This window comes from Serratia sp. JUb9, assembly GCF_014298095.1.
Classification (GTDB): Bacteria; Pseudomonadota; Gammaproteobacteria; order Enterobacterales; family Enterobacteriaceae; genus Serratia_B; species Serratia_B rhizosphaerae.
This window is the reverse complement of sequence record NZ_CP060416.1, coordinates 2,949,040-2,969,728: the sequence shown is the minus strand read 5'-3', so window position 1 is coordinate 2,969,728 and position 20,689 is coordinate 2,949,040. Positions and strand designations below refer to the sequence as shown.

The window sequence follows — 20,689 nt, the reverse complement described above, 5'->3', positions numbered from 1 at the left end:
CCGGGCACAACAAGCAATGCGTTTTTATCAGAAATGCGAGTGCGCCCCCTCCGGTTGAGGGGGCGCAAAAATGCCGGGCTTACGGCCGGTCGCCCTGCAGCACCGTCGGCGGCTGCGGCAGATTGGCATCCTGCCGCTGGCGCGCCACCTGTTCGGCGCTGGCGTTGGCCGCCGCCGGGTTGCCGAACTGGCGGTTGACGTAGTTGCTCAGCGTTGCCACCTCGTCATCCCTCAGCTCGCCGGCGAAGGCCGGCATCAGGATTTCCCCCTGCTGCATATGGCGCTGTACGCCACCGAGGATCACCGCCACCAGGTTTTTATTGTCCGCGGCGCCGGTGCTGCCGTGATGCAGCAGCGATGGATAGGCGTGGAAACCGCTCCCCTTGCCGGCGCCGTCGGCACCGTGACAGCTGGCGCAGTGGCGGTTGAACAGCGCCGCGCCGGAGGCCTCGCCGCCATTGCCGCCGCGCAGCGTCAGGTAGTCCTGCGTCGGCTGTCCCCAGGCGTCGCGGGCCTTGCGCTGTGCATCATCGGCGATGGGCTTTACGCTGCGCAGATAGGTCGCCATGGCGTGCAGATCGCTGTCCGGCAGGTATTGCAGACTGTGCTCGATGGCCTCCGCCATCGGCCCGGCGGCCGAGGCGCGCCCGGCGACGTTGCCGGTTTTCAGGTAGTCGACCAGCTCCTGCTGCGACCAACTGCCGATGCCGGCGCGTTTATCCGGCGTGATGTTATACGCCGTCCAGCCGCCGAGGTCGCCGCCGGCAAAGGCGTTGTCCTCGTCCATCCCCATGGTGAGAGTGCGCGGCGTATGGCAGGTGCCGCAGTGCGCCAGCGCTTCCACCAGATAGCGGCCGTGGTTCCATTCGTCGCTTTTGGCCGGGTCCGGCCGCAGTTCGCCGGCGCTGAAGTTAAACAGCTTCCATAACCGCATGCCCCAGCGCTGGTTGAACGGGAAGGCCAGATCGGTGCGCGGCGTCGCCTGATGCACCGCCGGTTGCGCCAGCAGGTAGGCTTTGATCGCCAGCACGTCGTCGCGCTTCATTTTGGTGAAGGCGTCGTACGGCATCGCCGGGTAGAGCTGCTGGCCGTTTTTACCCACGCCGTCGCGCACTGCCGCGACGAATTCGTCATCGCTCCAGTTACCGATGCCGAACTGCTTGTCGGCGGAGATATTACTGCCGTAAATCACGCCGAACGGCGTGCTGACCGGATAGCCGCCGCCAAACGCCGGGCCGCCCGGCGCGGTATGGCAGGCGGTGCAGTCGGCGGCGCGCGCCAGATACTCGCCGCGCTTGATCAGCGCATCGTCACCGTGCGCCCACAGCGGCGCGGCGCTGAGAAACAGCGCCAGTAGCGTCTTCTTCATGCCATGCCTCCCTGCAGACTGCTCAGCACGCTGTCCGCCATGCGCAGCGCCAGTGCCACGCCGGTCAGCGTCGAGTTGACCGTGGAGGCGGAAGGCATGATGCCGGTGCCGGCGATAAACAGGTTGGGGTGGTCGTGGCTGCGGCAGTCGCCGTCAACCACCGAATCGCGCGGATCGCGCCCCATCATCATGGTGCCGGTGATGTGCTGGTTGTTGTCATAAACGCCGCGCCGGCTGTACAGCGCCTCGCTGCCGCCCATCTGTTTGACGATGCGCCGGAAGTCGACCATCGACTGGTCGTAGCCGCGGTGCACATACTCCGGAAAGCGGTAGTAGACTTCCAGTTTAGGGATGCCCCAGGCGTCTTTCTCGGTTTTGCTCAGCTGCACGCGGTTTTCCGGCTCGGGCAGCATCTCCAGCAGGCATTTCAGCTGTACGTAGCGTTCGGACTGGAACGCCAGCTTTTCATTCAGCGCCTTGCCGTAATAGCCCTGACGGATCAGGCGCTCGGTGAGGTAGCGCACCGGCGAGGTGTTGGCCAGATCGACCCGCAGGGCTGAACGCTGCGCCCGGAATGCGCCGTCGCGCAGGTTGTTGATGCTGCCGGGCCGCATCGGCCCGCGGCCGAACCATACCGGTTCGTCGGCGTAAAATTCTACCGAACTGCCCGGATGATCCATCAGATTACGGCCGACCATGCCGGAACTGTTGGCGATGCCGTGGCGATAACGCTCGCTGCTGGACAGCAGCAGGATTTTCGGGCTTTCAATACCGTTGGCGGTCAGTACGAAGCGTTTGCCGCTGACCCGGTGGCTGTGTTTATTGCGATCCAGATAGTGCACCGCCACGATATTACCCTTGTCGTCGGCCTCAATACGGTACACCACCGCATTGGCGACGATGCGCACGCCGGCCTCCAGCGCCTTGCGGGCGGAGATGCCGCCGTGATACTGGGCGTCGATCGGGCAGACCGGCATACAGTTGTTATTACCGCAGCAGGCCGGGCGACCGTCGTAGGGAACGCTGTTGCGCGCCTGCGGGCCGATGCCGACCTCATAACCCAGCCCGGCGACGCGCTGTTTAATCCGTTCAAAACCGTAAGGCAGCGGGATCCCCGGCAGCGGGTAAGGGCGCGAGCGCGGCGAGTCCAGATCGCTGTCGCCGGAAACCCCCATCTGGTATTCGGCCTCGCAATAGTAAGGCTCCAGATCGGCGTAACCGATCGGCCAGTCGCGGCCTACGCCGTACAGGCTCTGCAGGCGCATATCGTTCGGCAGCAGGCGGAACGCCTGCCCGGCCCAGTGCCAGGTGGTGCCGCCGATACCGCGCAGATACTGGGCGCGGTAGGGGTCCGGCCCTTTTTGGATCAGGTAGTTGTTATCGCTCGGCACGAATTTGGGCTGCGGCGCCCAGGGCTGCGGCGGAAACGGTTCGGTAAAGTCGCCCTTGAACGGCGAGTTGCGGAACAGCTCCACCGCGTTGTCACGTTTAATCTCCGGGCCGGACTCCAGCATCAGCACCGAGGCGCCGGCCTGCGCCATCTTTAATGCCGCCAGCGAGCCGGCAATACCGGCGCCGATGACCACCACGTCGGCACTTAATGAATCAGGCATGGTTATTCTCCTTATGCGGAGGTCGGATCCAGAAATTTGTCTCGCCCGGGCAGTAACTGGGGGGCGTTAATGAGTCGCGCACCAGTTGATAGCTGACGATGTTTTCGAAGGCGATGCATTCAGGCCGGGCGGCATCGCCGATAACGCCGAGATACCAGCCGCCGATCAACGCGTGATACAGGCGCGTCAGCGGTGCGGCATGCTGTTTCAGCTGTTGTTGCAGGGCTGCGCCGTCCTGGGTGCCGTGTTGCTGCAGCAGCGTTGCCAGCGCGTCGAGCAGCGGATTCAGCTGCGGGAAGCGCGGCAGCAGCGCCTGATACAGCCGCTGCGCCAGCTGCGGGTCGGGCAGCGGCATACCGGTCAGCGAACGAGAGACGGTGAGAAAAGCGTCCGGCAGCGATGCGGCGTCAGGCGCCGCCAGCGCGGCACGTCCCAACAGGTTTTGCGCCAGGACGCCGGCCGCCAGCAACCCCGCCGAGCCGAGCACCAGCCGGCGGCGTGAAAGAGCGATCATAGAAAGGTTCCTTTTGGCAGGGGTTACTGCAGCGCGGAGGCGGCGGTTTGCGAAGCCTGATTATCCAGCTCTTGTTTTGGCGTGCTGACGCCGACCGCGCCGACCACGTCGCCGCCAAGCGTCAGCGGGTAGCCGCCGCCGAGCGCCACCGCATGCGGGATGGCGAGCACGGTGGTTTCGCCGTTTTGCAGCCGTTGCATAAACGTCAGTGAAGGCGTGCGGTAGAGAGCGGAGGTGCGCGCCTTGCCGAGCGCGGCGTCCACACAGCCGAGCGGCGCGCCGTCAAAGCGTTGGAACGCCAGCAGCAGGCCGGCGCGATCCACCACGGCGACGCAGCCGACGCTATGCTGCGTTTGCAGGCTGTGGCGCACGTTGTCGATCACCTGATTGGCCTGCTGATTGGTCAGCGGCGCGACGGGCGCCGCCATGGCGTGGCCGGCGCTGGCAGAGAGCAGCGCGCCGGTTAACAGGAGCATTTTTTTCATTACGGTGTTTTTCCAGTGCCAAGAGATAAGTCATCGGAGCGTGCGGGCGGGGTCACCATGCTGCGGCTTGCCCGCACGTCCTGTTTTTATGTACCTTTTGGTTCAAAATACTTTGTTGTTAGTTTGTTAACAATGTGAATTTAACGAAAATAAATCGTTATTTGATGCCGATCACAATTTGCCGTAGATCGCCTCAAGTGCTTGTTGCCAAACGAAAGGTTCCAGTTGCGAATAGCGGATGTTTTGCGCTTTCATCGCGTCGACCAGCCCCTGCTGCGATAACACCGTCGCGCGGCTTTGGTGCGGTTCCACGCCAACGTCCTGCAGCGTTTTCACCACTTCCCCCATCTCCTCGGCGCGGCGTTGCCCGTGCTCCGCCACCCGGCTAATCAGGTAGTGGGGCAGCCGCTCGTCCCAGCCCAGCGACGGGAAACTGGCGTGCAGCGAATCGAGCACCGGCCGTTCGACGCCGTAGCGGCGGGCGGCGTGCAGGCATTCGACGGTCAGCGCCTCCAGCCCCTTGATCATCACGCTGCGGCACATTTTGATCGCCGAAGCCTCGCCGATGCGATCGCTGTGAATCCTGGCGTTAAATCCTAACGGCTGCAGCCGTGCGCCGCCCTCGGCCGCCGCTGGGCCGCCCAGCAGCAGCGGCGTTTGCAGCCGCTTGGGCGGCACCGGCGCCATTACCGCAACCTCGACATAGCACGCGTCGCTGGCTTGCTCAATCGCCGCGGCGGCGGCGCGTTTGGTATGGGGGGCGGCGGAGTTCAGGTCGAAAAAGTACTGGCCGGCGCGCAGCAGCGGAGCGCACTGCGTGGCGACCGCCAGCGTATTGGCGGCGGTGACGACGGAAAAAATCAGCTCGGCGTCGGCCAGCGCCGCCGGCAGTTGTTCGGTCAGCGTGCAGCCGCAGCGCTCGGCGGTGGCTGCCATCGCCGGCGTAATGTGCTGGTCATAGGCGGTAACGCGTGCGCCCTGAGCGCTCAGTTCCTGAGCCAGAATGCTGCCGACTTCACCGAAGCCGATCAGCGTGACCCGTGGGGTAAAGGTGGTCATCAGTTTCTCCCTATGGTTAGGCCGGCCAGATCGCGCCGGGAATGCACACCTCACCGGCGAAAATCAGCCGGGCGGTACGCAGCATGCCGGCCTGTGTCAGTTCGCCGGCGGGCGTGCGGGTCAGCAAGACGCTGAATTCGCCGCTGGGATGCTCCACGCTGACGCGCTGCTGTTCATCGTCGCCTGCCTGAGCCAGCGGCTGCGCCACGCTGCCCGCCAGCAGACAGGCGCTGGCGACGCTGACCGCGCCCAGCACACCGATCGAGGCGTGGCAGCGGTGGGGAATAAAGGTGCGGCTGCTGACGGCGCCGCCGGCGCGCGGCGCGGCCAGCAGGGTCATTTTCGGCACGCTGCGCTGGCTGACGTCGCCCAGGTTCATCAGCGGGCCGGCCTGCAGGCGAATGTGCTCCAGCCGCTGTTTGAGCTGTTGGTCGGCATCCAGCTGTTCGCGGCTTTCGTAGCCGCTGCGGCCGAGATCCGCTGCGCGCAGCAGTACCACCGGCATGCCGTTGTCGATACAGGTGACCGCCACGCCGTCAATCTGGTCGCAGGCCCGGCCGGTCGGCAGCAGAGCGCCGCAGCTGGAGCCGGCGATATCGCGGAAGGTCAGCACAATTTCGGCGGCGCTGCCGGGCACGCCGTCGATGGACAGATCGCCGTCGTAGCGCACCTCGCCGTCCGGCGTGGGGATGCGCGCCACCGCCACCTGGCCGGTGTTCTGCATAAAGATGCGCACTTCGGTGAACGCCGCGTCGGTGGCCACCAGGCCGCGCTCGATGGCGAACGGCCCGACCGCCGCCAGAATATTGCCGCAGTTCTGGCCGTAATCCACCACCGGGCGGTCGACGTTGACCTGAGCGAACAGATAGTCGACGTCGGCGTCTGCACGCTGCGAGCGGCTGACGATCGCCACTTTGCTGGTCAGCGGATCGCCGCCGCCGAGGCCGTCGATTTGACGGATATCCGGCGAGCCCATCGCCGCCAGCAGTACGCGGTCGCGCGCCGCCGGCTGTGACGGCAGGTCGTCCGCCAGAAAGAATGCGCCTTTTGAGGTGCCGCCGCGCATCAGCAGGCAGGGGATCCGACGTTGGCGCATGTTACTCCTCCAACTGGTCCAGTGAGTCGTAGTAGGTCAGGCCTTTTTCCGCCAGACGCGGTCGCATCTGGTAAATATCCAGCCCCAGCTCGCCGTTGGCCATCCGCAGGCGCTTGCTCTCCTCCAGCTCGGCGCGGCGGCGGCTGGCCGCCAGCGTCGCTTCGGCCTCGGCATGGCGCACCACCACTACGCCGTCATCGTCGGCGACCACCGCATCGCCCGGATAAATCAGCTGCCCGGCGCACACCAGCGGCACATTGACCGACCCCAGCGTCTCTTTCACCGTGCCCTGCGCATACACCGCCCGCGACCAGACCGGGAAGCCCATTTCACGCAGCGTGCGGGTGTCGCGCACTCCCAGATCGGCCACCAGCCCGCGCACGCCGTGCGCCTGCAGCGAGGTGGCCAACAGATCGCCGAAGTAGCCGTCGATACAGGGGGAGGTCGGCGCCACCACCAGAATATCGCCCGGCCGGCACTGCTCGACCGCCACGTGGAACATCCAGTTATCGCCCGGCGCCGCCAGCACGGTGACCGCATTGCCGGCGATCCCGCGATCCTGCTGAATCGGCCGGATGGCCGGATCGAGCAGCCCTTTGCGACCCTGCGCCTCATGCACCGTGGCGACGCCGAACGCCGCCAGCGCCGCCAGCGTGGCGTCGCTGCTGCGCGGGACAGAACGCACCACCACGCCTTTTTTACCGATGATGCTCATGCCAGATCCTCCGTCACCCGCGGGAAAATGCTCTGATAGCCTTCGCCATACACGATGTTTTTGCCGCTGGCGATGCCGACGTTGCGCTTGGCCTGTACGCCGCGCTGCTGGGCGACGCGGGTGTAGTACTCCCACAGGTGTTCCTGGCCGGCCATGCACTGAATTGCCTGATATTTTTTATCCCATACCGAGGTGATATCCAGCAGCACGTCCGGTTTCCATTCACACTGCTCCGGCTGGTGGGGTTCAAACAGGTACACCGGCGGCGCGGCGACGATCGGCTCGCCCGGCCGGTAGCCTTCCGCCTGCGCGATAATGCGCGCTTCCTGCGTCAGGTTGCAGGCCAGCGGGTGATCGTAGTTGTACGGATCTTTTTGCGAGTGGGTCAGCACAAAGTGCGGCTGCACCCGGCGGAACACGTCCGCCAGGCGGAACAGATGCTCTTTATCGGCGCGCAGCGGGTAGTCGCCCATATCGAAGAATTCGATGCTGGCGCCGAGGATTTCGGCGGCGGCGCAGGCTTCTTCCCGGCGGGCGGCCTTCACTTTTTGCTCGGTCATCTCGCCTTTGCGCCATAGCTTGGCCGATTCGCCACGCTCGCCGAACGACAGACAGACGATATGTACCTGATAACCCTGCTGACCGTGCAGCGCAATGGCGCCGCCGGCGCGCCAGACAAAGTCGGCGGAATGGGCGCTGACCACCAGGGCGGTTTTGTTTGCGGTTATCTCACTCATGTTCGGATTCCTTGGCTGATTGGAGTGAGCTCATGCTGTCAGTTTCCCGCGTCGGCGGATAATTCATTTGATTGCAGCAGGTATGCGTTTTATTTATATTGCCTGCATCGCCGTCCGGGAGGTTGAGCATGGACTATGAAGAAGACGCGCTGACAAACCTGATGCAAATCAGAGCATTCAGCCAGGTTGTCACGCAGGGCAGCGTTTCGCGCGCCGCCGATGAGTTATTCAGAACACAGTCGGCCATCACCCGGTCGATTCGCGATCTGGAGCAAAAACTGGCGGTGCCGCTGTTTGAGCGTCATGCCAGCGGCATGCTGCTGACCGATTTCGGCAAGTGCGTGCTGCCGCGCGCGCGGCGGGCGATTGCGGAACTGCATCAGGTGCCGGCGCTGCTGGCGCGTCTGCTGGGTAAAGGGGCGGCGCGTACCGACAGCGAACCGCTGTACCTGTTTAACGTACGCCGGCTGCAGATTTTCGTCTGCCTGTGTGAAACGCGGCATATGCAGACCGTGGCGACGCTGCTGGGCCTGAGCCAGCCGGCGATCAGTGCGGCGCTGAAGGTGCTGGAAAACGGCGTCGGCACGCCGCTGCTGGAGCGGACGCCGCACGGTATGGTGCCTTCGCTGGCCGGACGGGAAATTGAGGCCAACATCCGGCGTGCGCTCAATGAGCTGCACCATATTCCGGCGGATATCGCCGCCCGGCGCGGGGTGCTGACCGGCGCGGTGCGGGTCGGCGCGCTGCCGCTGGGGCGTACCCGGCTGCTGCCGCAGGCGATTGTCCAGCTGACCTCGCGCTATCCTGGCGTCAGCGTGGTGACCAACGAGAGTGCGTTTTCCGCGCTGGCGTCTGAATTACGCTCCGGCGATATCGATTTTATTTTTGGCGCGTTACGCGCCAGCGATTATGCGGCGGATGTGTACAGCGAAACGCTGTTTACCGAAGAGATGGTGCTGCTGGCGCGTCGCGGTCATCCGCTGGCGCAGGCCGGGCTGCAGCCGGCGCAGCTGAAGGGCGCACGCTGGGTGCTGCCGCGCTCGGCCACCCCGGCGCGGCGTCTGTTGGACGACTGCTTTCTGGCGATGGCGATGCCGCCGCCGTCGCCGGTGGTGGAAACCGGCGATCTGGCGCTGGTGCGCGGGCTGTTGCTCAATTCAGATATGCTGGCGGCGGTGTCGGCGCACCAGCTGGAGCATGAACTGGCGTCGGGGGAGTTGGTGCAGCTGCCGCTGGCGCTGCCCAACACCGGCCGCGCCATCGGCCTGACGTTCCGTACTGGCAGCCTGCATTCGCCGGCGGCGCAGGCGCTGATCGACAGCCTGCGCGCGCAGTGCGCCGGTATAGGTTAAAGCAGGCTGGCGGCCTGCATCAGCGCGTAGCGGTAGCCTTGAATGCCAAAGCCGCAGATCACGCCGTGCGCCACATCGGACAGGTAGGAGTGGTGGCGGAACGGTTCGCGCTTGTGCACATTGGTGATATGCACTTCAAACAGCGGCAGGGCGACGGCGGTGACAGCGTCACGAATCGCCACCGAGGTGTGGGTCCAGGCAGCCGGATTGATCACCAGCGCCTGCGCCTTGCCGCGCGTCTCCTGGATCCAGTCGATCATCTGCCCCTCGTGGTTGGTCTGCAGAAATACCAGTTCCACATTCAGCTCGGCGGCCGTCCGGCGGCATAGCGTTTCGATAGTGGCCAGCGTGTCATGGCCGTAGGTTTCCGGTTCGCGGCTGCCCAGCAGGTTGAGGTTGGGGCCGTTAAGCACGTAAATGGTTTTCATCGTCTCTCCGTTAGTCAGTAAAACCAAACAGGCGCTGCGGCGTGTGCCACAGAATCTGTTGACGCGTCTGCGCGTCGGGGAACAGGCTTTCGCACAGCATCAGCAGCGTGCCCATGTCCATCCGTTCGGTGGCGCGCAGGAACGGCCAGTCGGAGCCCCACATGCACTTCTCCGCGCCGTAGGCGGCCAGCAGCGCCTGCACATAGGGCTGCGCGTCGGCGAACGGGTAGTGCTGACGGGAAAACTTCGCCAGCCCGGACAGTTTCATATACACATGTTCACGCTCCGCCAGCTGCAGCAGCGCCTGAAAGGCCGGCTGCTCCAGCCCGGCGTCGACGTCGGGGCGGCCGCTGTGGTCGAACAGCAGTCTGGCGCGGCTGCGCCGCAGCAGCGGCAGCAGTGCCGGCAACTGGTCATCCTGTACCTGAATCTGCGCGTACAGCCCCAGTTCCGCCAATTGCGCCATCAGCCGGTCAAGCTGCAGAAACGGCGCGACGCCGAGCATGGCGACGTTGAGGGCGATGCCGACCACGCCCTGCGTCTGCAGTTGCGCCAGTGATTCGCTGCTGCTGTCGAATGGCACCACCGCGATGCCCTTATGGCGGCCTTCACCGCCGGCCAGCGCCGCCAGCAGGCAGCGGTTGTCGGTGTTATAGCCCGAAGTGGGGCCGACAATCAGCGAATGGCGAATGCCGTAGGCCTGCATCACCGCGCGGTAGTGGGCCAACGTCGCCAGTTCATGGCCGGCCGGGTTATAGGCGCTGTCCGGCGCATAGGGGAAATGGCCCGGGTCGAACAGGTGGTGGTGGCAGTCGATCTTCGGCTGGCTAAATAGCGTTGTCATGCGTCTTTCCCCGCTACCGAATACAGCACCTGCTGGTTACGCGTTTTCTGGAACTCCTCCAGCGTTTCGCCGCGCATGGCGGCGTAAATATGCAGGTTAGAGCTGCCGACCACCGCGCCCAGCTTCTCCAGCAGGAAGAAGCTGACGCCGTAGTGGATCATCGCCCGCCAGTCGAGTTCGCGCAGCATGCGCTGTTCTTCGTCGCTCAGCGCCGCCTGATCAAACAGCGCCTGCTGCTGCTGAAGGAAACGGGCGCGCCAGTCCGGCTGGATCAGCCGGTGCAGAAAGCGGTTGATGCGTAGCGCCTTCAGGCTGCGGGCATGGGTGAACGGGTAGGTGCCCGGCAGTTTTTCCACGCCGGCCAACTGCTGATTGATTTTGTCGCGCTGGCGCTGCTGCACGTCGACCGGCGCTTCGCGCGCGCGGTTTTCCAGAATCAGCGTGGAGATGCCGGTCATCGAGGGCAGGTAGTAGGCCTCATGCAGTTTTTCCACGTTGGCGGAGAGCGCGCCGCGCATAATCAGCCACATAATCACCTCCGCCCCTTCCAGGCCGCCGAGGGTGGCGTATTCCGCCAGGGTGATGTCGGTCAGGCGCTGCGGATCGTTCACCAGCATATCGACAAACTGAGCGTCCCATTCCGGGTTATTGAAGCCGCAGCGTTCGCCGTGCACCTGATGCGAGACGCCGCCGGTGGCGACCACCGCCACCTTCAGATCTTCCGGGAAACTTTCGATCGCCCGCCGTAGCGCCTGGCCCAGTTTGTAGCAGCGACGGGCTGACGGGATTGGGAACTGCAGCACGCCGACCTGCAGCGGCACTACCCGGGTCGGCCAGCCGCTATCCTGCCAGGGCAGCAGAGCGGACAGCGGTGAGAACAGGCCGTGGTCCAGCGGTTTGTCCTGGAAGAACGCCATATCGAATTCGTCCGCCATCAGACTGGCGCCGATATGCTGGGACAGCGCCGCATGGCCGGCGACGGGCGGCAGATCGCGCGGACCGCCGCCTTCGTCAGCGACGGCGTAGCTGTCGTCAATCCCCAGCGCAAATGCTGAATAGTGGTCGAAGAAAAATGACGTGACGTGGTCGTTGAATACGTACAGCAGCACGTCGGGTTTTTTCTCCGCCAGCCATTGCTGCATCGGGGCGAAACCGTCGAAAATCGGCGCCCAGGCGCTCTCCTGCTGTTTATTGTGATCCACCGCAAAGCCGATGGTGGGGGTGTGGGACACGGCCAGTCCGCCAATGATCGTTGCCATCCTGTTACCTCTGTCTGAAAGTGTTTACCGGTTATTCATGGTGCGCGACAGCGCTGGCAGGTCGTTAAGGCCAATGCCTTTTACCCTTTCCGCCGGACGCGCGTGCTGATGATTGATAATGGTGATCGCCGCCAGCAGAGCCGGGGTGGCGAGGATAATGAAAATGCTGGTGGCGCCGGGGAACATCCCCAGCAGCACGCCGCCGAGCGATGAACTGATAATTGCGCCGCTGCGGCCGATGCCGTGCATCCAACTGACGCCGGTGGCGCGCATCTCCGTCGGGTAGAACGCCGGGGAGAACGCCTGCAGGCCGGTTTGCGCGCCGTTGATGCATACCCCGCTGATAAACACCAGCACCGCCAGCGCCGTCGGGCCAAAGCCCCAGATGCCCTGCGCCAGCAGGCAGCACATGCCCATCAGGTAGAACAGGGCGATCACCCGTTTGGCGACGAAGCGATCCATCAGGTTACCCACCAGCAGCCCGCCGATGGTGCCGCCCAGCTGAAATAAGCCGGCGATAATCGCCGCGCGCTCCAGCGAAAAACCGGCGCCGCGCACGATGGTCGGCAGCCAGCCGTTGAGCAGATAAATCACAAACAGCCCCATAAAATAGGTGAGCCACAGTACCAGCGTGCCTCTGGCGTAGCCGTTGCTGAACAGTTGCAGCACCCGGGCCTTCTTGGCGATCGCCGGCGTTTTCAGCACGAAGGTGGTGCCGGCGCTGAATACGCCGCCGGCGCGCCGCAGGATGCGGGCGATTTTGTCTTTATGTTGGTTGCGCACCACCATATACAGGGTGGATTCCGGCAGGATCCACATCAGCAGCGGCAGCATCAGCAGCGGCAGCAGGCCGCCGAGGAACAGCACCGATTTCCACCCCAGGCTCGGCAGCATGCCGGCGGCGATAAAACCGCCGGCGCCGGAGCCGATATTAAAGCCGCTGTACATCAGGGTGATCATCAGGCTGCGGCGGCGCTCCGGCATATATTCGGACACCAGCGTCACGCAGTTGGGCATCACCGCCCCCAGCCCGAGGCCGGTAAGAAAGCGCAGCACGGCCATTTCCAGCGGGGTGCGTGCGAAGGTGCTGAGCAGGCTGAACAGCGAGAAACAGAGGATCGACAGCAGCAGCACTTTCTTGCGGCCGAAGCGGTCGGAGTAGGGGCCGGCGATCAGCGCGCCGAGGGCGACGCCGAGCATCGCCGCGCCGAGGATCGGCCCCATTTCGCCCCGTGAAATGCCCCAGTCTTCGATCAGCGCCGGGGCGATAAAGCCCATCACCGCGGCGTCGTAACCGTCGAACATAATGATGATGAAGCACAGGATTAATACCAGCCACTGATAGCCGGAGATGGGGCGCGAATCGATCCACGCTTTGACGTCAACAATGTTGTGGTTGCTCATCGGGTACGCTCTCTGTTTTTTTTATTAATATGTGATCGGATTAAAACTTTGGCCGCAGGCCGGAAACGTATTGGATGAGCGTCAGCCGATGTGTTTTAAATGTTTATAGCATTAAATTGATTTGTATCAATGAATTATCTTAATTGTTGCTGACGCCTCGCTAACCACGTTAGGGAGTGCGCCGCAGGTTGTCTGCCGGAAAATGATTAACGAGGTATGAGTTTTATTTATTTGTCTGGGCGACGGAAATAAAAAAGGGCGCAGTGATTGCGCCCTGTCGAGGTCTGCGGGTTAGCGCTGCGGGCCGGCGGCCAGCAGGCGTTCTCCCGCCGGAGTGACGGTGTATTTGGCGAAGTTATCGATAAAGCGCTGCGCCAGATCCTGCGCTTTTTCCTGCCACAATGATTCGTCGGCGTAGGTTTTACGCGGGTCGAGAATCGCCGGGTCGACCCCCGGCAGCGCGCTCGGCACCGCCAGGCCGAAGATCGGCAGGGTGATGGTGTTCGCCTGCTCAATTTCGCCGCTGAGGATGGCGTCGATAATGCCGCGCGTATCCTTGATTGAAATGCGTTTGCCGCTGCCGTTCCAGCCGGTATTGACCAGATAGGCCTGCGCGCCGGCGGCCTCCATGCGTTTCACCAGCACCTCGGCGTACTGCGTCGGGTGCAGCGTCAGGAAGGCGGCGCCGAAGCAGGCGGAGAAGGTCGGCGTCGGCGCGGTGATGCCGCGTTCGGTGCCCGCCAGTTTGGCGGTGAAGCCGGACAGGAAGTGATACTGCGTCTGCTCCGGCGTCAGGCGGGAGACCGGCGGCAGCACGCCGAAGGCATCGGCAGTCAGGAAGATGATTTTCTGCGCGTGGCCGGCCTTGGACACCGGTGCGACGATGTTGTCGATATGGTTAATCGGGTAGGAGACGCGGGTGTTCTCGGTTTTTGAACCGTCGTCAAAATCGATGCTGCCGTCGGCACGCACCGTGACGTTTTCCAGCAGCGCGTCGCGGCGGATCGCCTGATAAATTTCCGGTTCGGCCTGCGGCGACAGTTTGATGGTTTTGGCGTAGCAGCCGCCTTCGAAGTTAAACACGCCGTCGTCGTCCCAGCCGTGTTCGTCATCACCGATCAACTGGCGCTTCGGATCGGTGGACAGGGTGGTTTTGCCGGTGCCGGACAGGCCGAAGAATACCGCCACGTCGCCCTGTTCGCCGACGTTGGCCGAGCAGTGCATGGAGGCAATGCCTTTCAGCGGCAGCAGGTAGTTCATGATGGAGAACATACCCTTTTTCATTTCGCCGCCGTACCAGGTGCCGCCGATCAGCTGCATGCGCTCCGTCAGGTTGAAGGCGACGAAGTTTTCCGAGTGCAGCCCCTGCTGCTGCCAGTCCGGATTGGTGCATTTGGCGCCGTTCAGCACCACAAAATCCGGCTCAAAGTCCGCCAGTTCGGCATCGCTTGGCCGGATAAACATGTTCTTCACAAAGTGTGCCTGCCAGGCGACCTCGGTGATAAAGCGCACTTTCAGACGCGTATCGGCGTTGGCGCCGCAGAAGGCGTCAACTACAAACAGGCGCTTACCGGACAGCTGATCGCCTACGCGGGATTTCAACTGCTGCCAGACTTCCGGCGACATCGGCTGATTATCGTTTTTGCCGGTGCCGCTGTCCGACCACCAGACGGTGTCGCGCGTGACGTCATCACGCACAATATATTTATCCTTTGGTGAACGACCGGTAAATTCGCCGGTATCAACGGCGACCGCGCCGAGGTTGGTCAGGGTGCCGCGCTCCAGCGCCGGCAGATCGGCGCGGGTTTCCTCGTTGAACAGCAGTTCGTAATCAGGGTTGTAAACGATATCGCTAACCTGATGGATACCGTAGCGGGCGAGGGTTTGTGGGGTTACAGCGGTTGAAGACATAGTCTACTTCCTTATCATACCTTTCGGTGTGACGCCGTCGTTGCGTAAACCGCCGGGTCAGCTACCTGAGGTACCGTTATCGTGTGTCCGACGGGCTAACGACAAGGCGTAACGGCATCGGACGTTTTATTTTGCTGACCGGATTCAGCCGTGCTATTTCCGGTTCTTATTTCTGCAAATCAGCAGTTATTTGCCGATTCCTATAACATGGGAGCAAAAATAATCCCGCTTAATTTAATTACAAAATGCTGACGATAATTAATTAACGCCAAGCTTGGCGGAGTGTCACACTATTTAATTTCGACGGATTAATTTTGTTCTGCTTTTTTATTTTTTATCATATCTTCGGCCTTGTCTACTGTTTTATCTACCTCTAATAACCCGGCGCATATCGATGTGCTGGTCAGTAACCTCATGTTTTTATTTATTAATTATTTTCATTTGGGCGAGTTCGGCCCATGATTTATCAGACACTTGCGGGTAAGGTGAATAATGAAACAGATAAATGTTGAACTCGGTCGTGACAAAGTCACGCCACAATCAGACTCGTCCGGAATAATATGGAAAATACGGAGGATGGATATCGGCACGGTGCCGATTGCGCTGTTTGTCACTATTTGCGCCATCGTCGGTACTTCGGCCTACGCCAACTTTTTACCGAAAAACATGATCGGCGGATTGGCGATCATCATGACGCTGGGTTTTGCCCTGGCGCAGTTGGGAAAATCTATTCCGCTATTGCGGGAAATTGGCGGCCCGGCGATTTTATGCCTGATGGTGCCGTCGGTGCTGGTCTATTTTAACGTCTTTCAACCCAATGTGCTGGCGACCGTTAATCTGCTGATGAAAGAGGCCAACCTGCTGTACTTTGTGATCGCCAGCCTGGTGGTCGGCAGTATCCTCGGCATGAACCGGACGATCCTGATTCAGGGGATGATCCGCATGTTCGTGCCGCTGCTGGCGGGGACGCTGGCTGCGGTGGCGACCGGGCTGCTGGTGGGGCAGCTGTTTGGCTACAGCGTTTATCACACCTTCTTTTTTATTATCGTGCCGATTATCGGCGGGGGCATCGGCGAGGGGATTTTGCCGCTGTCGCTGGCCTACTCGGCGATCCTCGGCGCCACGCCGGACGTGTATGTCGCGCAGTTGGCGCCGGCGGCGGTGCTGGGCAATATCTTCGCCATCGTCACCGCCGGCGTGCTGGCGCGTATCGGCATAAAACGTCGCACGCTGAGCGGCGACGGGATGCTGATTCGCTCTGCACAGGATAACGCGTTGTTCACGCAGCAGGAGAGCGGCGGCACGGTTAATTTCCACTGGATGGGCGGCGGTTTACTGGTGATTTGCGCCTTTTTTATCGTCGGCGGACTGTTTGAACATCTGGTGCATATTCCCGGCCCGGTGCTGATGATTCTGTTTGCGGTATTGTGCAAATACTGTCGGATTATTCCCGCCAATATGGAGAGCGGCGCGCACAGTTTCTATAAATTCGTTTCCGCCGCGCTGGTGTGGCCGCTGATGATTGGCCTGGGCATGCTGTATGTGCCGCTGGAGAACGTGGTGGCGGTATTCTCCGTCGGCTATGTCATCGTTTGTGGTTCGGTGGTGCTGTCGATGGGGTTGGTGAGTTTTCTGATTGCGCCGCGGCTGAAGATGTTCCCGGTGGAGGCGGCGATTGTCACCTGTTGCCATAGCGGGCTGGGCGGCACCGGCGATGTGGCGATTCTGTCGGCATCAAACCGTATGGGGCTGATGCCGTTTGCGCAGATCGCCACGCGTATCGGCGGGGCATCGACGGTAATTGGTGCGACGCTGTTGCTGGGCTGGCTGTCACGCTGAGGTAATCTCAGGAAAAAAATCAGTTTTTCTGCGTAATGCCGATAATTCTGATTAAATTTTCAGATTGTTCGTGAGATAATTTTTTCCAGACGTCTGGGCTTGCATACCTTGGATGTCTGCCGAGTCGCCAGCCATACGGTTGGCGATTCATTCTCCCCCTTTGAGCATATTAATTGCCGCGCCCAGCAGAATACGCTGCTCAATATCCTGACAGGCCGCCGACTGGCGCGCCAACTGCCTGGCCAAGGTTTCCACCGACAGCGCTTCGCCGCGATGGCGCAGCTGCATCACGCCGTCGCCGATCAGGCGGGCGACTTCGTCCCAAACGGGTTTTATCTCCTGCTCCGAGAACTTCATCGTTAACCTCGGTCGGTGATTTTTTGCTCAATGTAGCAGTTGGCCGACACCAGCGCCAGCGCCGCACGCGGCTAACCATAAAACCGGAAGTATAAAAATCAAACCGTCAGTATTTCTTCTGCTTTTACCGTTCAATACTTAAAGCGTCGTACAGCGGGAGGGGAAAATGATGAGTCTGGTGGAGCAACTGGCGGAGTATTACCGCGCATCGCGTTCGGCGGAAGTTCAGCATCCGCTTTGTCGCTGGTGGCTGCTGCAGGGAGAAGAACGCGTAGCCTATTTACGTGAATTGCTGGAGCCGACGGCCAGAAAGCCTGTCGCCCGGCACTAAACCGCTAAGCGGTCGGCCTGCCGGTCGCTTAGCCGAAGGCAATCGCCGCCCAGCGCAGTAACAGCAGGGCCAGACAGATGCCGAGCAGCACCAGCAGCATTTTGCCATGCTTGGCGCGCATACGTTTGGTGACCAACAGTGCCTCCTCGTGCTTCAGACGCTGAGAAAACCGATGCTCAGCCCGATGACAACCAGAACAACCAGCGTGACGGCTTGCAATAAGTCGCTGAAGGTATCGTCGGGGTCTTTGCCGCACTCTTTCATAATACTACTCGCCTAAGGCTATTCGCCAGCCGTGAATGAGTCCCCAGTATGCCTGCCATAACGCGGCGGGCACAGGGCATTTCCGTAAATATCAGGTAAAGATTGGTCGGCGGCGCTTGAGCGAAGCTGCGACGCCCCGTCGGGTTTGTAGTATGCTCGCGGTATCAATACGCTTTCTGACAGGCAGACAACCATGGCCAAGGTAATACCGGCACACTATGAGCAGGCGGAGCGCTGGGCGTTCGGCGATAACGAAGAATTAGCGGATGAGCTGGTGCAGCTGATCCTGAACGGCAGCAAGACCGCCACCTGTTCCAATCTGGATGAGGACGGCATTCCACAGGCCGGCGATATTTTCGTGGTGGTGGACGGCCGGGGGGAACCGGCCTGCGCGATCAAACTGACTTCGGTCGATGTGCGCAGTTACGATCAGGTTGATGAAGCGCACGCCTTCGCCGAAGGGGAAGGCGACCGCACGCTGGCCTACTGGCGCCGCGAGCACCGGCGCTTCTTTGAGGCCTACGATATGTTTGCGCCGGATATGACGCTGATCCTGATGCATTTTACCGTGGTTGAGGCGTTTTAGACCGATGTGCGCGGTGCCGTATTGTTGCCAGTGGGCGACGCCGGAACTGGCGGCCGATCTGATTGCCGGCCGCGCCACGCTGGCAGATGATCCGAACTGGGCGGCCAGCGGCGCGCTGGAACAGGCGGAATACCTGGAATGGGCCAACCACGTGTGCGGCATGGCCTGTCTGCGGATGATTCTGCTTCACCGGGACGGCAGCGCGCCGCCGCTGCTGGCATTGGCGCGGCGCAGCCTGCCATACGGCGCCTATGTGCGGCAGGACGACGAACGGATAAAGGGGCTGATTTATGCGCCTTTTGTTCGTTACGTGGACGAACAGTTTGCGCTGCAGGCGGCGGTGCAGGTCGATATGACGGCCGCACAACTGCCGGCGCTGCTTGCCGAGTGGCGCTACATCATTGCCTCGGTGCATCCCTCCATCCGGCAGCCGCTGCAGACGCCGCCGCAGCGGGGCGGGCATCTGGTGCTGATCACTGCGGCGCCGGCGGGGCGGCTGCAGTTCCATAACCCGTCTGGCGATCGTCCGGAAACGCAGGAAAACGTGACAATGTCACCTGAAGCGTTCGGCCGATTTTTCGCCGGGCGCGTTATCACGGTGAAATAAAAAACGCGCTGCGTTCGCCGCGCAGCGCGTCTGTGACTCTCCTTATCGCCGTTCAGCCGATACGCATAATCCAGGCGTCCTGCTGACGATCATAATGCTGTTTATACAGCAACAACTGCTTACCGTTTAGCGTGGCGGGAATGCTGGTGTGCTCGTCCCAGCCATCCAGTTGCATGCACAAATCCGGGTCCGATTTGCATGGAATGGTCAGCAGGCCATTGCTCTCCGCCTGTTCGGCGGCAGCGGAATGAATGGCATCATCGACCTCAAAACTGCCTATTTTCACTACGGATACGCTCATGAATACTCCTTTTCAGCCAGATACAGGAGGTATGACCAGTTGGCCCGTCATCAATGAGCATAGACAAAGGTGCACAAAATGTCACCGAAAAATTTTATCTGCCGCGAGGGTGGCGATGGCGGCCGGTTTGCCGCCATCGTAAGCGTGAACGAAAGGAGATTACTGGTGGAAATCGAGCGCGCCGTCGCGTACCAGTTCCCGGGGCAGGTTGTTTTTAATCCGGCTGCCGATGCGTTTGGCGATGCCCAGCGGCTGTTGCTGATAGGTGACGATACACTCATCGCCCTGCGGCGGCGCGTCTGGATACAGATCGCGGCCGTGGTACCACTCCTGCGCCAGCGCTGCGTCCAGCTCGAACGCCTGCGGCCCCTGGCCGTCCGCCAGCGCGATCGCCGCCTCATGCTGCCAGCGGTAACCTTTGGGGAAGCGCTCGGCCAGCTTCAGGCCGATGCGTGAGAAGCGCACTTTGCCGATCAGCGCTTCCAGCGCCCTTGGGAACAGCCAGATCTCTTTGTCGCGCGTCCACAGGGCATGGGCGGCGTCATCCCAGGCCAGGCCGGCGGCGTTGGCAGCCTGGCGCACCAGCTCGCCGTCTTTGCGCGACATCGGCGTGAAGGGGAATTTACCCACCTTATAGGTCGGTTTCGCCAGCGCCGGCACCGAGCGGTGCTTGCGCAGGCGGGCGACGAAAAAGCCTTCGCTGTCGTAGATTTGCGGGAACACGTGCAGGAAACCTTCCTCCGTCAGCGCCTGTGGCGCGCCGGGGAACAGATCGCCCAGCGGCTCGATGCTGACCGCATCGCCATAGCTGGCCAGCAGGCTCTGGATCACCGCCTGGTTCTCCTGCGCATTCAGGGTGCAGGTGGAGTAGACCAGTACGCCGCCCGGCGCCAGCGCGTGGAACGCGCTGTCAATCAGCTCGCGCTGCGTATCGGCGATGTCGGCGACGCTCTCCGGCGACCAGTTGCTCATGGCGTCGGGGTCTTTACGCACTACGCCTTCGCCAGAGCAGGGCGCGTCCAGCAGGATGGCGTCAAAGGCTTCCGGCAGGGCGGCGCCGAACACCCGGCCGTCAAAATGGGTCAGCGCGCAGTTGCTGACTCCGCAGCGGCTGACATTTGCATGCAGCACTTTGACCCGGCTGGCGGCGTATTCATTGGCGACGATGCTGCCCTGATTATGCATCAGCGCGGCAATCTGGGTGGTTTTTGAACCCGGAGCGGCGGCAACGTCCAGCACCCGGGCCGGCGTATCACCGCCGGCAAACAGCGCGCTGACCGGCAGCATGGAGCTGGCTTCCTGGATGTAAAACAGGCCGCTGAGGTGTTCGGCCGCGCTGCCCAGCCGCAGACTTTCATCGTCGCGGGCGATCCAGAAGCCTTCGGCGCACCAGGGAATAGGCTCTAATTGCCAGTCGTACTCTTTTACCCGCGTTAGAAAGTCGGCGACGCTGATTTTCAGCGTATTTACGCGCAGGCTGCGGCGTAACGGGCGTTGACAGGCGGCGATAAAATCGTCCATTGACAGATCGGCGGGCATGATAGCGCGTGTGGCGTCGAGAAACGCCGGCGGAAGAAATACGGAAGCAGTTTTAACCACAGAAAACTCTTGCGAGAAA

22 protein-coding genes are annotated in these 20,689 nt (G+C 61.9%); 5 read left to right on the top strand and 17 right to left on the bottom strand.

Features of this window, described 5'->3' with window-relative positions; all coding sequences use genetic code 11:
• Positions 1-79: 79 nt before the first annotated feature.
• The 8 genes from HF675_RS14105 to galB form a co-directional block, all read right to left on the bottom strand.
• Positions 80-1,369: a c-type cytochrome gene (locus HF675_RS14105; RefSeq protein ID WP_105230804.1), complete on the bottom strand. Its 1,290-nt coding sequence runs from the start codon at positions 1,367-1,369 to the stop codon at positions 80-82.
• Positions 1,366-2,982, bottom strand: coding sequence for a GMC family oxidoreductase (locus HF675_RS14100; protein WP_105230805.1), 1,617 nt, complete (start codon positions 2,980-2,982; stop codon positions 1,366-1,368). Before HF675_RS14100 ends, HF675_RS14105 begins: the two co-directional genes overlap by 4 nt.
• Positions 2,975-3,496, bottom strand: a complete 522-nt coding sequence (locus HF675_RS14095) for a sugar dehydrogenase complex small subunit (RefSeq protein ID WP_187043258.1) — start codon at positions 3,494-3,496, stop codon at positions 2,975-2,977. Before HF675_RS14095 ends, HF675_RS14100 begins: the two co-directional genes overlap by 8 nt.
• A 23-nt stretch (positions 3,497-3,519) precedes the next feature.
• A complete protein-coding gene (locus HF675_RS14090; RefSeq protein WP_234008652.1) occupies positions 3,520-3,924 on the bottom strand; it encodes a heme-binding protein in 405 nt (134 codons plus the stop codon).
• A 228-nt stretch (positions 3,925-4,152) separates the two neighbouring features.
• Positions 4,153-5,040, bottom strand: coding sequence for a DUF1932 domain-containing protein (locus HF675_RS14085; RefSeq protein WP_187043257.1), 888 nt, complete (start codon positions 5,038-5,040; stop codon positions 4,153-4,155).
• A gap of 16 nt (positions 5,041-5,056) precedes the next feature.
• The gene (locus HF675_RS14080) at positions 5,057-6,136 is read right to left on the bottom strand and encodes a 4-oxalomesaconate tautomerase (RefSeq protein WP_111737229.1); all 1,080 of its coding nucleotides are present in this window, start codon (positions 6,134-6,136) and stop codon (positions 5,057-5,059) included.
• Between the two features lies 1 nt (position 6,137).
• The gene (locus HF675_RS14075) at positions 6,138-6,851 is read right to left on the bottom strand and encodes a 4-carboxy-4-hydroxy-2-oxoadipate aldolase/oxaloacetate decarboxylase (protein ID WP_105230810.1); all 714 of its coding nucleotides are present in this window, start codon (positions 6,849-6,851) and stop codon (positions 6,138-6,140) included.
• Positions 6,848-7,588, bottom strand: coding sequence for a 4-oxalmesaconate hydratase (gene galB / locus HF675_RS14070; RefSeq protein WP_111737228.1), 741 nt, complete (start codon positions 7,586-7,588; stop codon positions 6,848-6,850). The genes HF675_RS14075 and galB overlap by 4 nt, the downstream gene beginning before the upstream one ends.
• A gap of 128 nt (positions 7,589-7,716) precedes the next feature.
• Here galB and HF675_RS14065 point away from each other — a divergent pair, with 128 nt between their 5' ends.
• Positions 7,717-8,940: a LysR substrate-binding domain-containing protein gene (locus HF675_RS14065; RefSeq protein WP_105230812.1), complete on the top strand. Its 1,224-nt coding sequence runs from the start codon at positions 7,717-7,719 to the stop codon at positions 8,938-8,940.
• Here HF675_RS14065 and aroQ read toward each other — a convergent pair.
• The 5 genes from aroQ to pckA all read right to left on the bottom strand — a co-directional run bounded on the left by aroQ (position 8,937) and on the right by pckA (position 14,786).
• Positions 8,937-9,368 (bottom strand): type II 3-dehydroquinate dehydratase, encoded by a 432-nt coding sequence (aroQ, locus tag HF675_RS14060; protein ID WP_187043256.1) that lies wholly within the window; start codon positions 9,366-9,368, stop codon positions 8,937-8,939. The two genes, HF675_RS14065 and aroQ, sit on opposite strands and share 4 nt — an antisense overlap.
• Positions 9,369-9,378: 10 nt before the next feature.
• Positions 9,379-10,212 (bottom strand): amidohydrolase, encoded by an 834-nt coding sequence (locus tag HF675_RS14055; protein ID WP_187043255.1) that lies wholly within the window; start codon positions 10,210-10,212, stop codon positions 9,379-9,381.
• Positions 10,209-11,471, bottom strand: coding sequence for a gallate dioxygenase (locus tag HF675_RS14050; RefSeq protein WP_111737224.1), 1,263 nt, complete (start codon positions 11,469-11,471; stop codon positions 10,209-10,211). The genes HF675_RS14055 and HF675_RS14050 overlap by 4 nt, the downstream gene beginning before the upstream one ends.
• A 24-nt stretch (positions 11,472-11,495) precedes the next feature.
• Complete coding sequence (locus tag HF675_RS14045) at positions 11,496-12,875, bottom strand: aromatic acid/H+ symport family MFS transporter (protein WP_187043254.1); 1,380 nt, start codon at positions 12,873-12,875, stop codon at positions 11,496-11,498.
• A gap of 291 nt (positions 12,876-13,166) precedes the next feature.
• Positions 13,167-14,786: a phosphoenolpyruvate carboxykinase (ATP) gene (pckA, locus tag HF675_RS14040; RefSeq protein WP_187043253.1), complete on the bottom strand. Its 1,620-nt coding sequence runs from the start codon at positions 14,784-14,786 to the stop codon at positions 13,167-13,169.
• A 492-nt stretch (positions 14,787-15,278) separates the two neighbouring features.
• Between pckA and HF675_RS14035 the strand changes: the two genes are divergently transcribed.
• Positions 15,279-16,625: a 2-hydroxycarboxylate transporter family protein gene (locus tag HF675_RS14035; RefSeq protein WP_187043252.1), complete on the top strand. Its 1,347-nt coding sequence runs from the start codon at positions 15,279-15,281 to the stop codon at positions 16,623-16,625.
• Positions 16,626-16,772: 147 nt separating this feature from the next.
• Here HF675_RS14035 and HF675_RS14030 read toward each other — a convergent pair whose 3' ends face one another.
• The gene (locus HF675_RS14030; protein ID WP_105230819.1) at positions 16,773-16,982 is read right to left on the bottom strand and encodes a hypothetical protein; all 210 of its coding nucleotides are present in this window, start codon (positions 16,980-16,982) and stop codon (positions 16,773-16,775) included.
• 166 nt (positions 16,983-17,148) lie between these two features.
• On the opposite strand from HF675_RS14030, the gene HF675_RS14025 reads away from it, so the two are divergent.
• Entirely contained in the window at positions 17,149-17,313 is a 165-nt protein-coding gene (locus tag HF675_RS14025) for a hypothetical protein (RefSeq protein ID WP_187044795.1), read from the top strand.
• A gap of 28 nt (positions 17,314-17,341) precedes the next feature.
• Here HF675_RS14025 and yniD read toward each other — a convergent pair whose 3' ends face one another.
• Positions 17,342-17,434: a small membrane protein YniD gene (gene yniD / locus HF675_RS23830; RefSeq protein ID WP_370447004.1), complete on the bottom strand. Its 93-nt coding sequence runs from the start codon at positions 17,432-17,434 to the stop codon at positions 17,342-17,344.
• Between the two features lie 336 nt (positions 17,435-17,770).
• Here yniD and HF675_RS14020 point away from each other — a divergent pair, with 336 nt between their 5' ends.
• On the top strand, positions 17,771-18,163 hold the full coding sequence (locus HF675_RS14020) for an ASCH domain-containing protein (protein ID WP_105230820.1): 393 nt from the start codon (positions 17,771-17,773) through the stop codon (positions 18,161-18,163).
• A gap of 4 nt (positions 18,164-18,167) precedes the next feature.
• Positions 18,168-18,770, top strand: a complete 603-nt coding sequence (locus HF675_RS14015; RefSeq protein ID WP_111737220.1) for a hypothetical protein — start codon at positions 18,168-18,170, stop codon at positions 18,768-18,770.
• Positions 18,771-18,822: 52 nt separating this feature from the next.
• Here the strand turns inward: HF675_RS14015 and HF675_RS14010 are convergent, their stop codons facing one another.
• Together HF675_RS14010 and rsmF are read right to left on the bottom strand one after the other, a co-directional pair.
• Positions 18,823-19,071, bottom strand: coding sequence for a DUF1480 family protein (locus HF675_RS14010; protein ID WP_105230822.1), 249 nt, complete (start codon positions 19,069-19,071; stop codon positions 18,823-18,825).
• 159 nt (positions 19,072-19,230) lie between these two features.
• Entirely contained in the window at positions 19,231-20,670 is a 1,440-nt protein-coding gene (rsmF, locus tag HF675_RS14005; protein WP_187043251.1) for a 16S rRNA (cytosine(1407)-C(5))-methyltransferase RsmF, read from the bottom strand.
• Positions 20,671-20,689 lie beyond the last annotated feature (19 nt).

Excerpts from the sequence above, each read along its gene's own strand:
- HF675_RS14080 (WP_111737229.1), bottom strand. The coding sequence starts at position 6,136 with ATGCGCCAACGTCGGATCCCCTGCCTGCTGATGCGCGGCGGCACCTCA.
- aroQ (WP_187043256.1), bottom strand. The coding sequence starts at position 9,368 with ATGAAAACCATTTACGTGCTTAACGGCCCCAACCTCAACCTGCTGGGC.
- HF675_RS14055 (WP_187043255.1), bottom strand. The coding sequence starts at position 10,212 with ATGACAACGCTATTTAGCCAGCCGAAGATCGACTGCCACCACCACCTG.
- HF675_RS14045 (WP_187043254.1), bottom strand. The coding sequence starts at position 12,875 with ATGAGCAACCACAACATTGTTGACGTCAAAGCGTGGATCGATTCGCGC.
- yniD (WP_370447004.1), bottom strand. The coding sequence starts at position 17,434 with ATGCGCGCCAAGCATGGCAAAATGCTGCTGGTGCTGCTCGGCATCTGT.
- HF675_RS14025 (WP_187044795.1), top strand. The coding sequence starts at position 17,149 with ATGATGAGTCTGGTGGAGCAACTGGCGGAGTATTACCGCGCATCGCGT.
- HF675_RS14105 (WP_105230804.1), bottom strand. The coding sequence starts at position 1,369 with ATGAAGAAGACGCTACTGGCGCTGTTTCTCAGCGCCGCGCCGCTGTGG.
- HF675_RS14075 (WP_105230810.1), bottom strand. The coding sequence starts at position 6,851 with ATGAGCATCATCGGTAAAAAAGGCGTGGTGGTGCGTTCTGTCCCGCGC.
- pckA (WP_187043253.1), bottom strand. The coding sequence starts at position 14,786 with ATGTCTTCAACCGCTGTAACCCCACAAACCCTCGCCCGCTACGGTATC.
- HF675_RS14095 (WP_187043258.1), bottom strand. The coding sequence starts at position 3,496 with ATGATCGCTCTTTCACGCCGCCGGCTGGTGCTCGGCTCGGCGGGGTTG.
- HF675_RS14100 (WP_105230805.1), bottom strand. The coding sequence starts at position 2,982 with ATGCCTGATTCATTAAGTGCCGACGTGGTGGTCATCGGCGCCGGTATT.
- HF675_RS14010 (WP_105230822.1), bottom strand. The coding sequence starts at position 19,071 with ATGAGCGTATCCGTAGTGAAAATAGGCAGTTTTGAGGTCGATGATGCC.
- HF675_RS14085 (WP_187043257.1), bottom strand. The coding sequence starts at position 5,040 with ATGACCACCTTTACCCCACGGGTCACGCTGATCGGCTTCGGTGAAGTC.
- HF675_RS14020 (WP_105230820.1), top strand. The coding sequence starts at position 17,771 with ATGGCCAAGGTAATACCGGCACACTATGAGCAGGCGGAGCGCTGGGCG.
- HF675_RS14065 (WP_105230812.1), top strand. The coding sequence starts at position 7,717 with ATGGACTATGAAGAAGACGCGCTGACAAACCTGATGCAAATCAGAGCA.
- HF675_RS14030 (WP_105230819.1), bottom strand. The coding sequence starts at position 16,982 with ATGAAGTTCTCGGAGCAGGAGATAAAACCCGTTTGGGACGAAGTCGCC.
- HF675_RS14015 (WP_111737220.1), top strand. The coding sequence starts at position 18,168 with ATGTGCGCGGTGCCGTATTGTTGCCAGTGGGCGACGCCGGAACTGGCG.
- HF675_RS14035 (WP_187043252.1), top strand. The coding sequence starts at position 15,279 with ATGAAACAGATAAATGTTGAACTCGGTCGTGACAAAGTCACGCCACAA.
- galB (WP_111737228.1), bottom strand. The coding sequence starts at position 7,588 with ATGAGTGAGATAACCGCAAACAAAACCGCCCTGGTGGTCAGCGCCCAT.
- HF675_RS14050 (WP_111737224.1), bottom strand. The coding sequence starts at position 11,471 with ATGGCAACGATCATTGGCGGACTGGCCGTGTCCCACACCCCCACCATC.
- HF675_RS14090 (WP_234008652.1), bottom strand. The coding sequence starts at position 3,924 with ATGGCGGCGCCCGTCGCGCCGCTGACCAATCAGCAGGCCAATCAGGTG.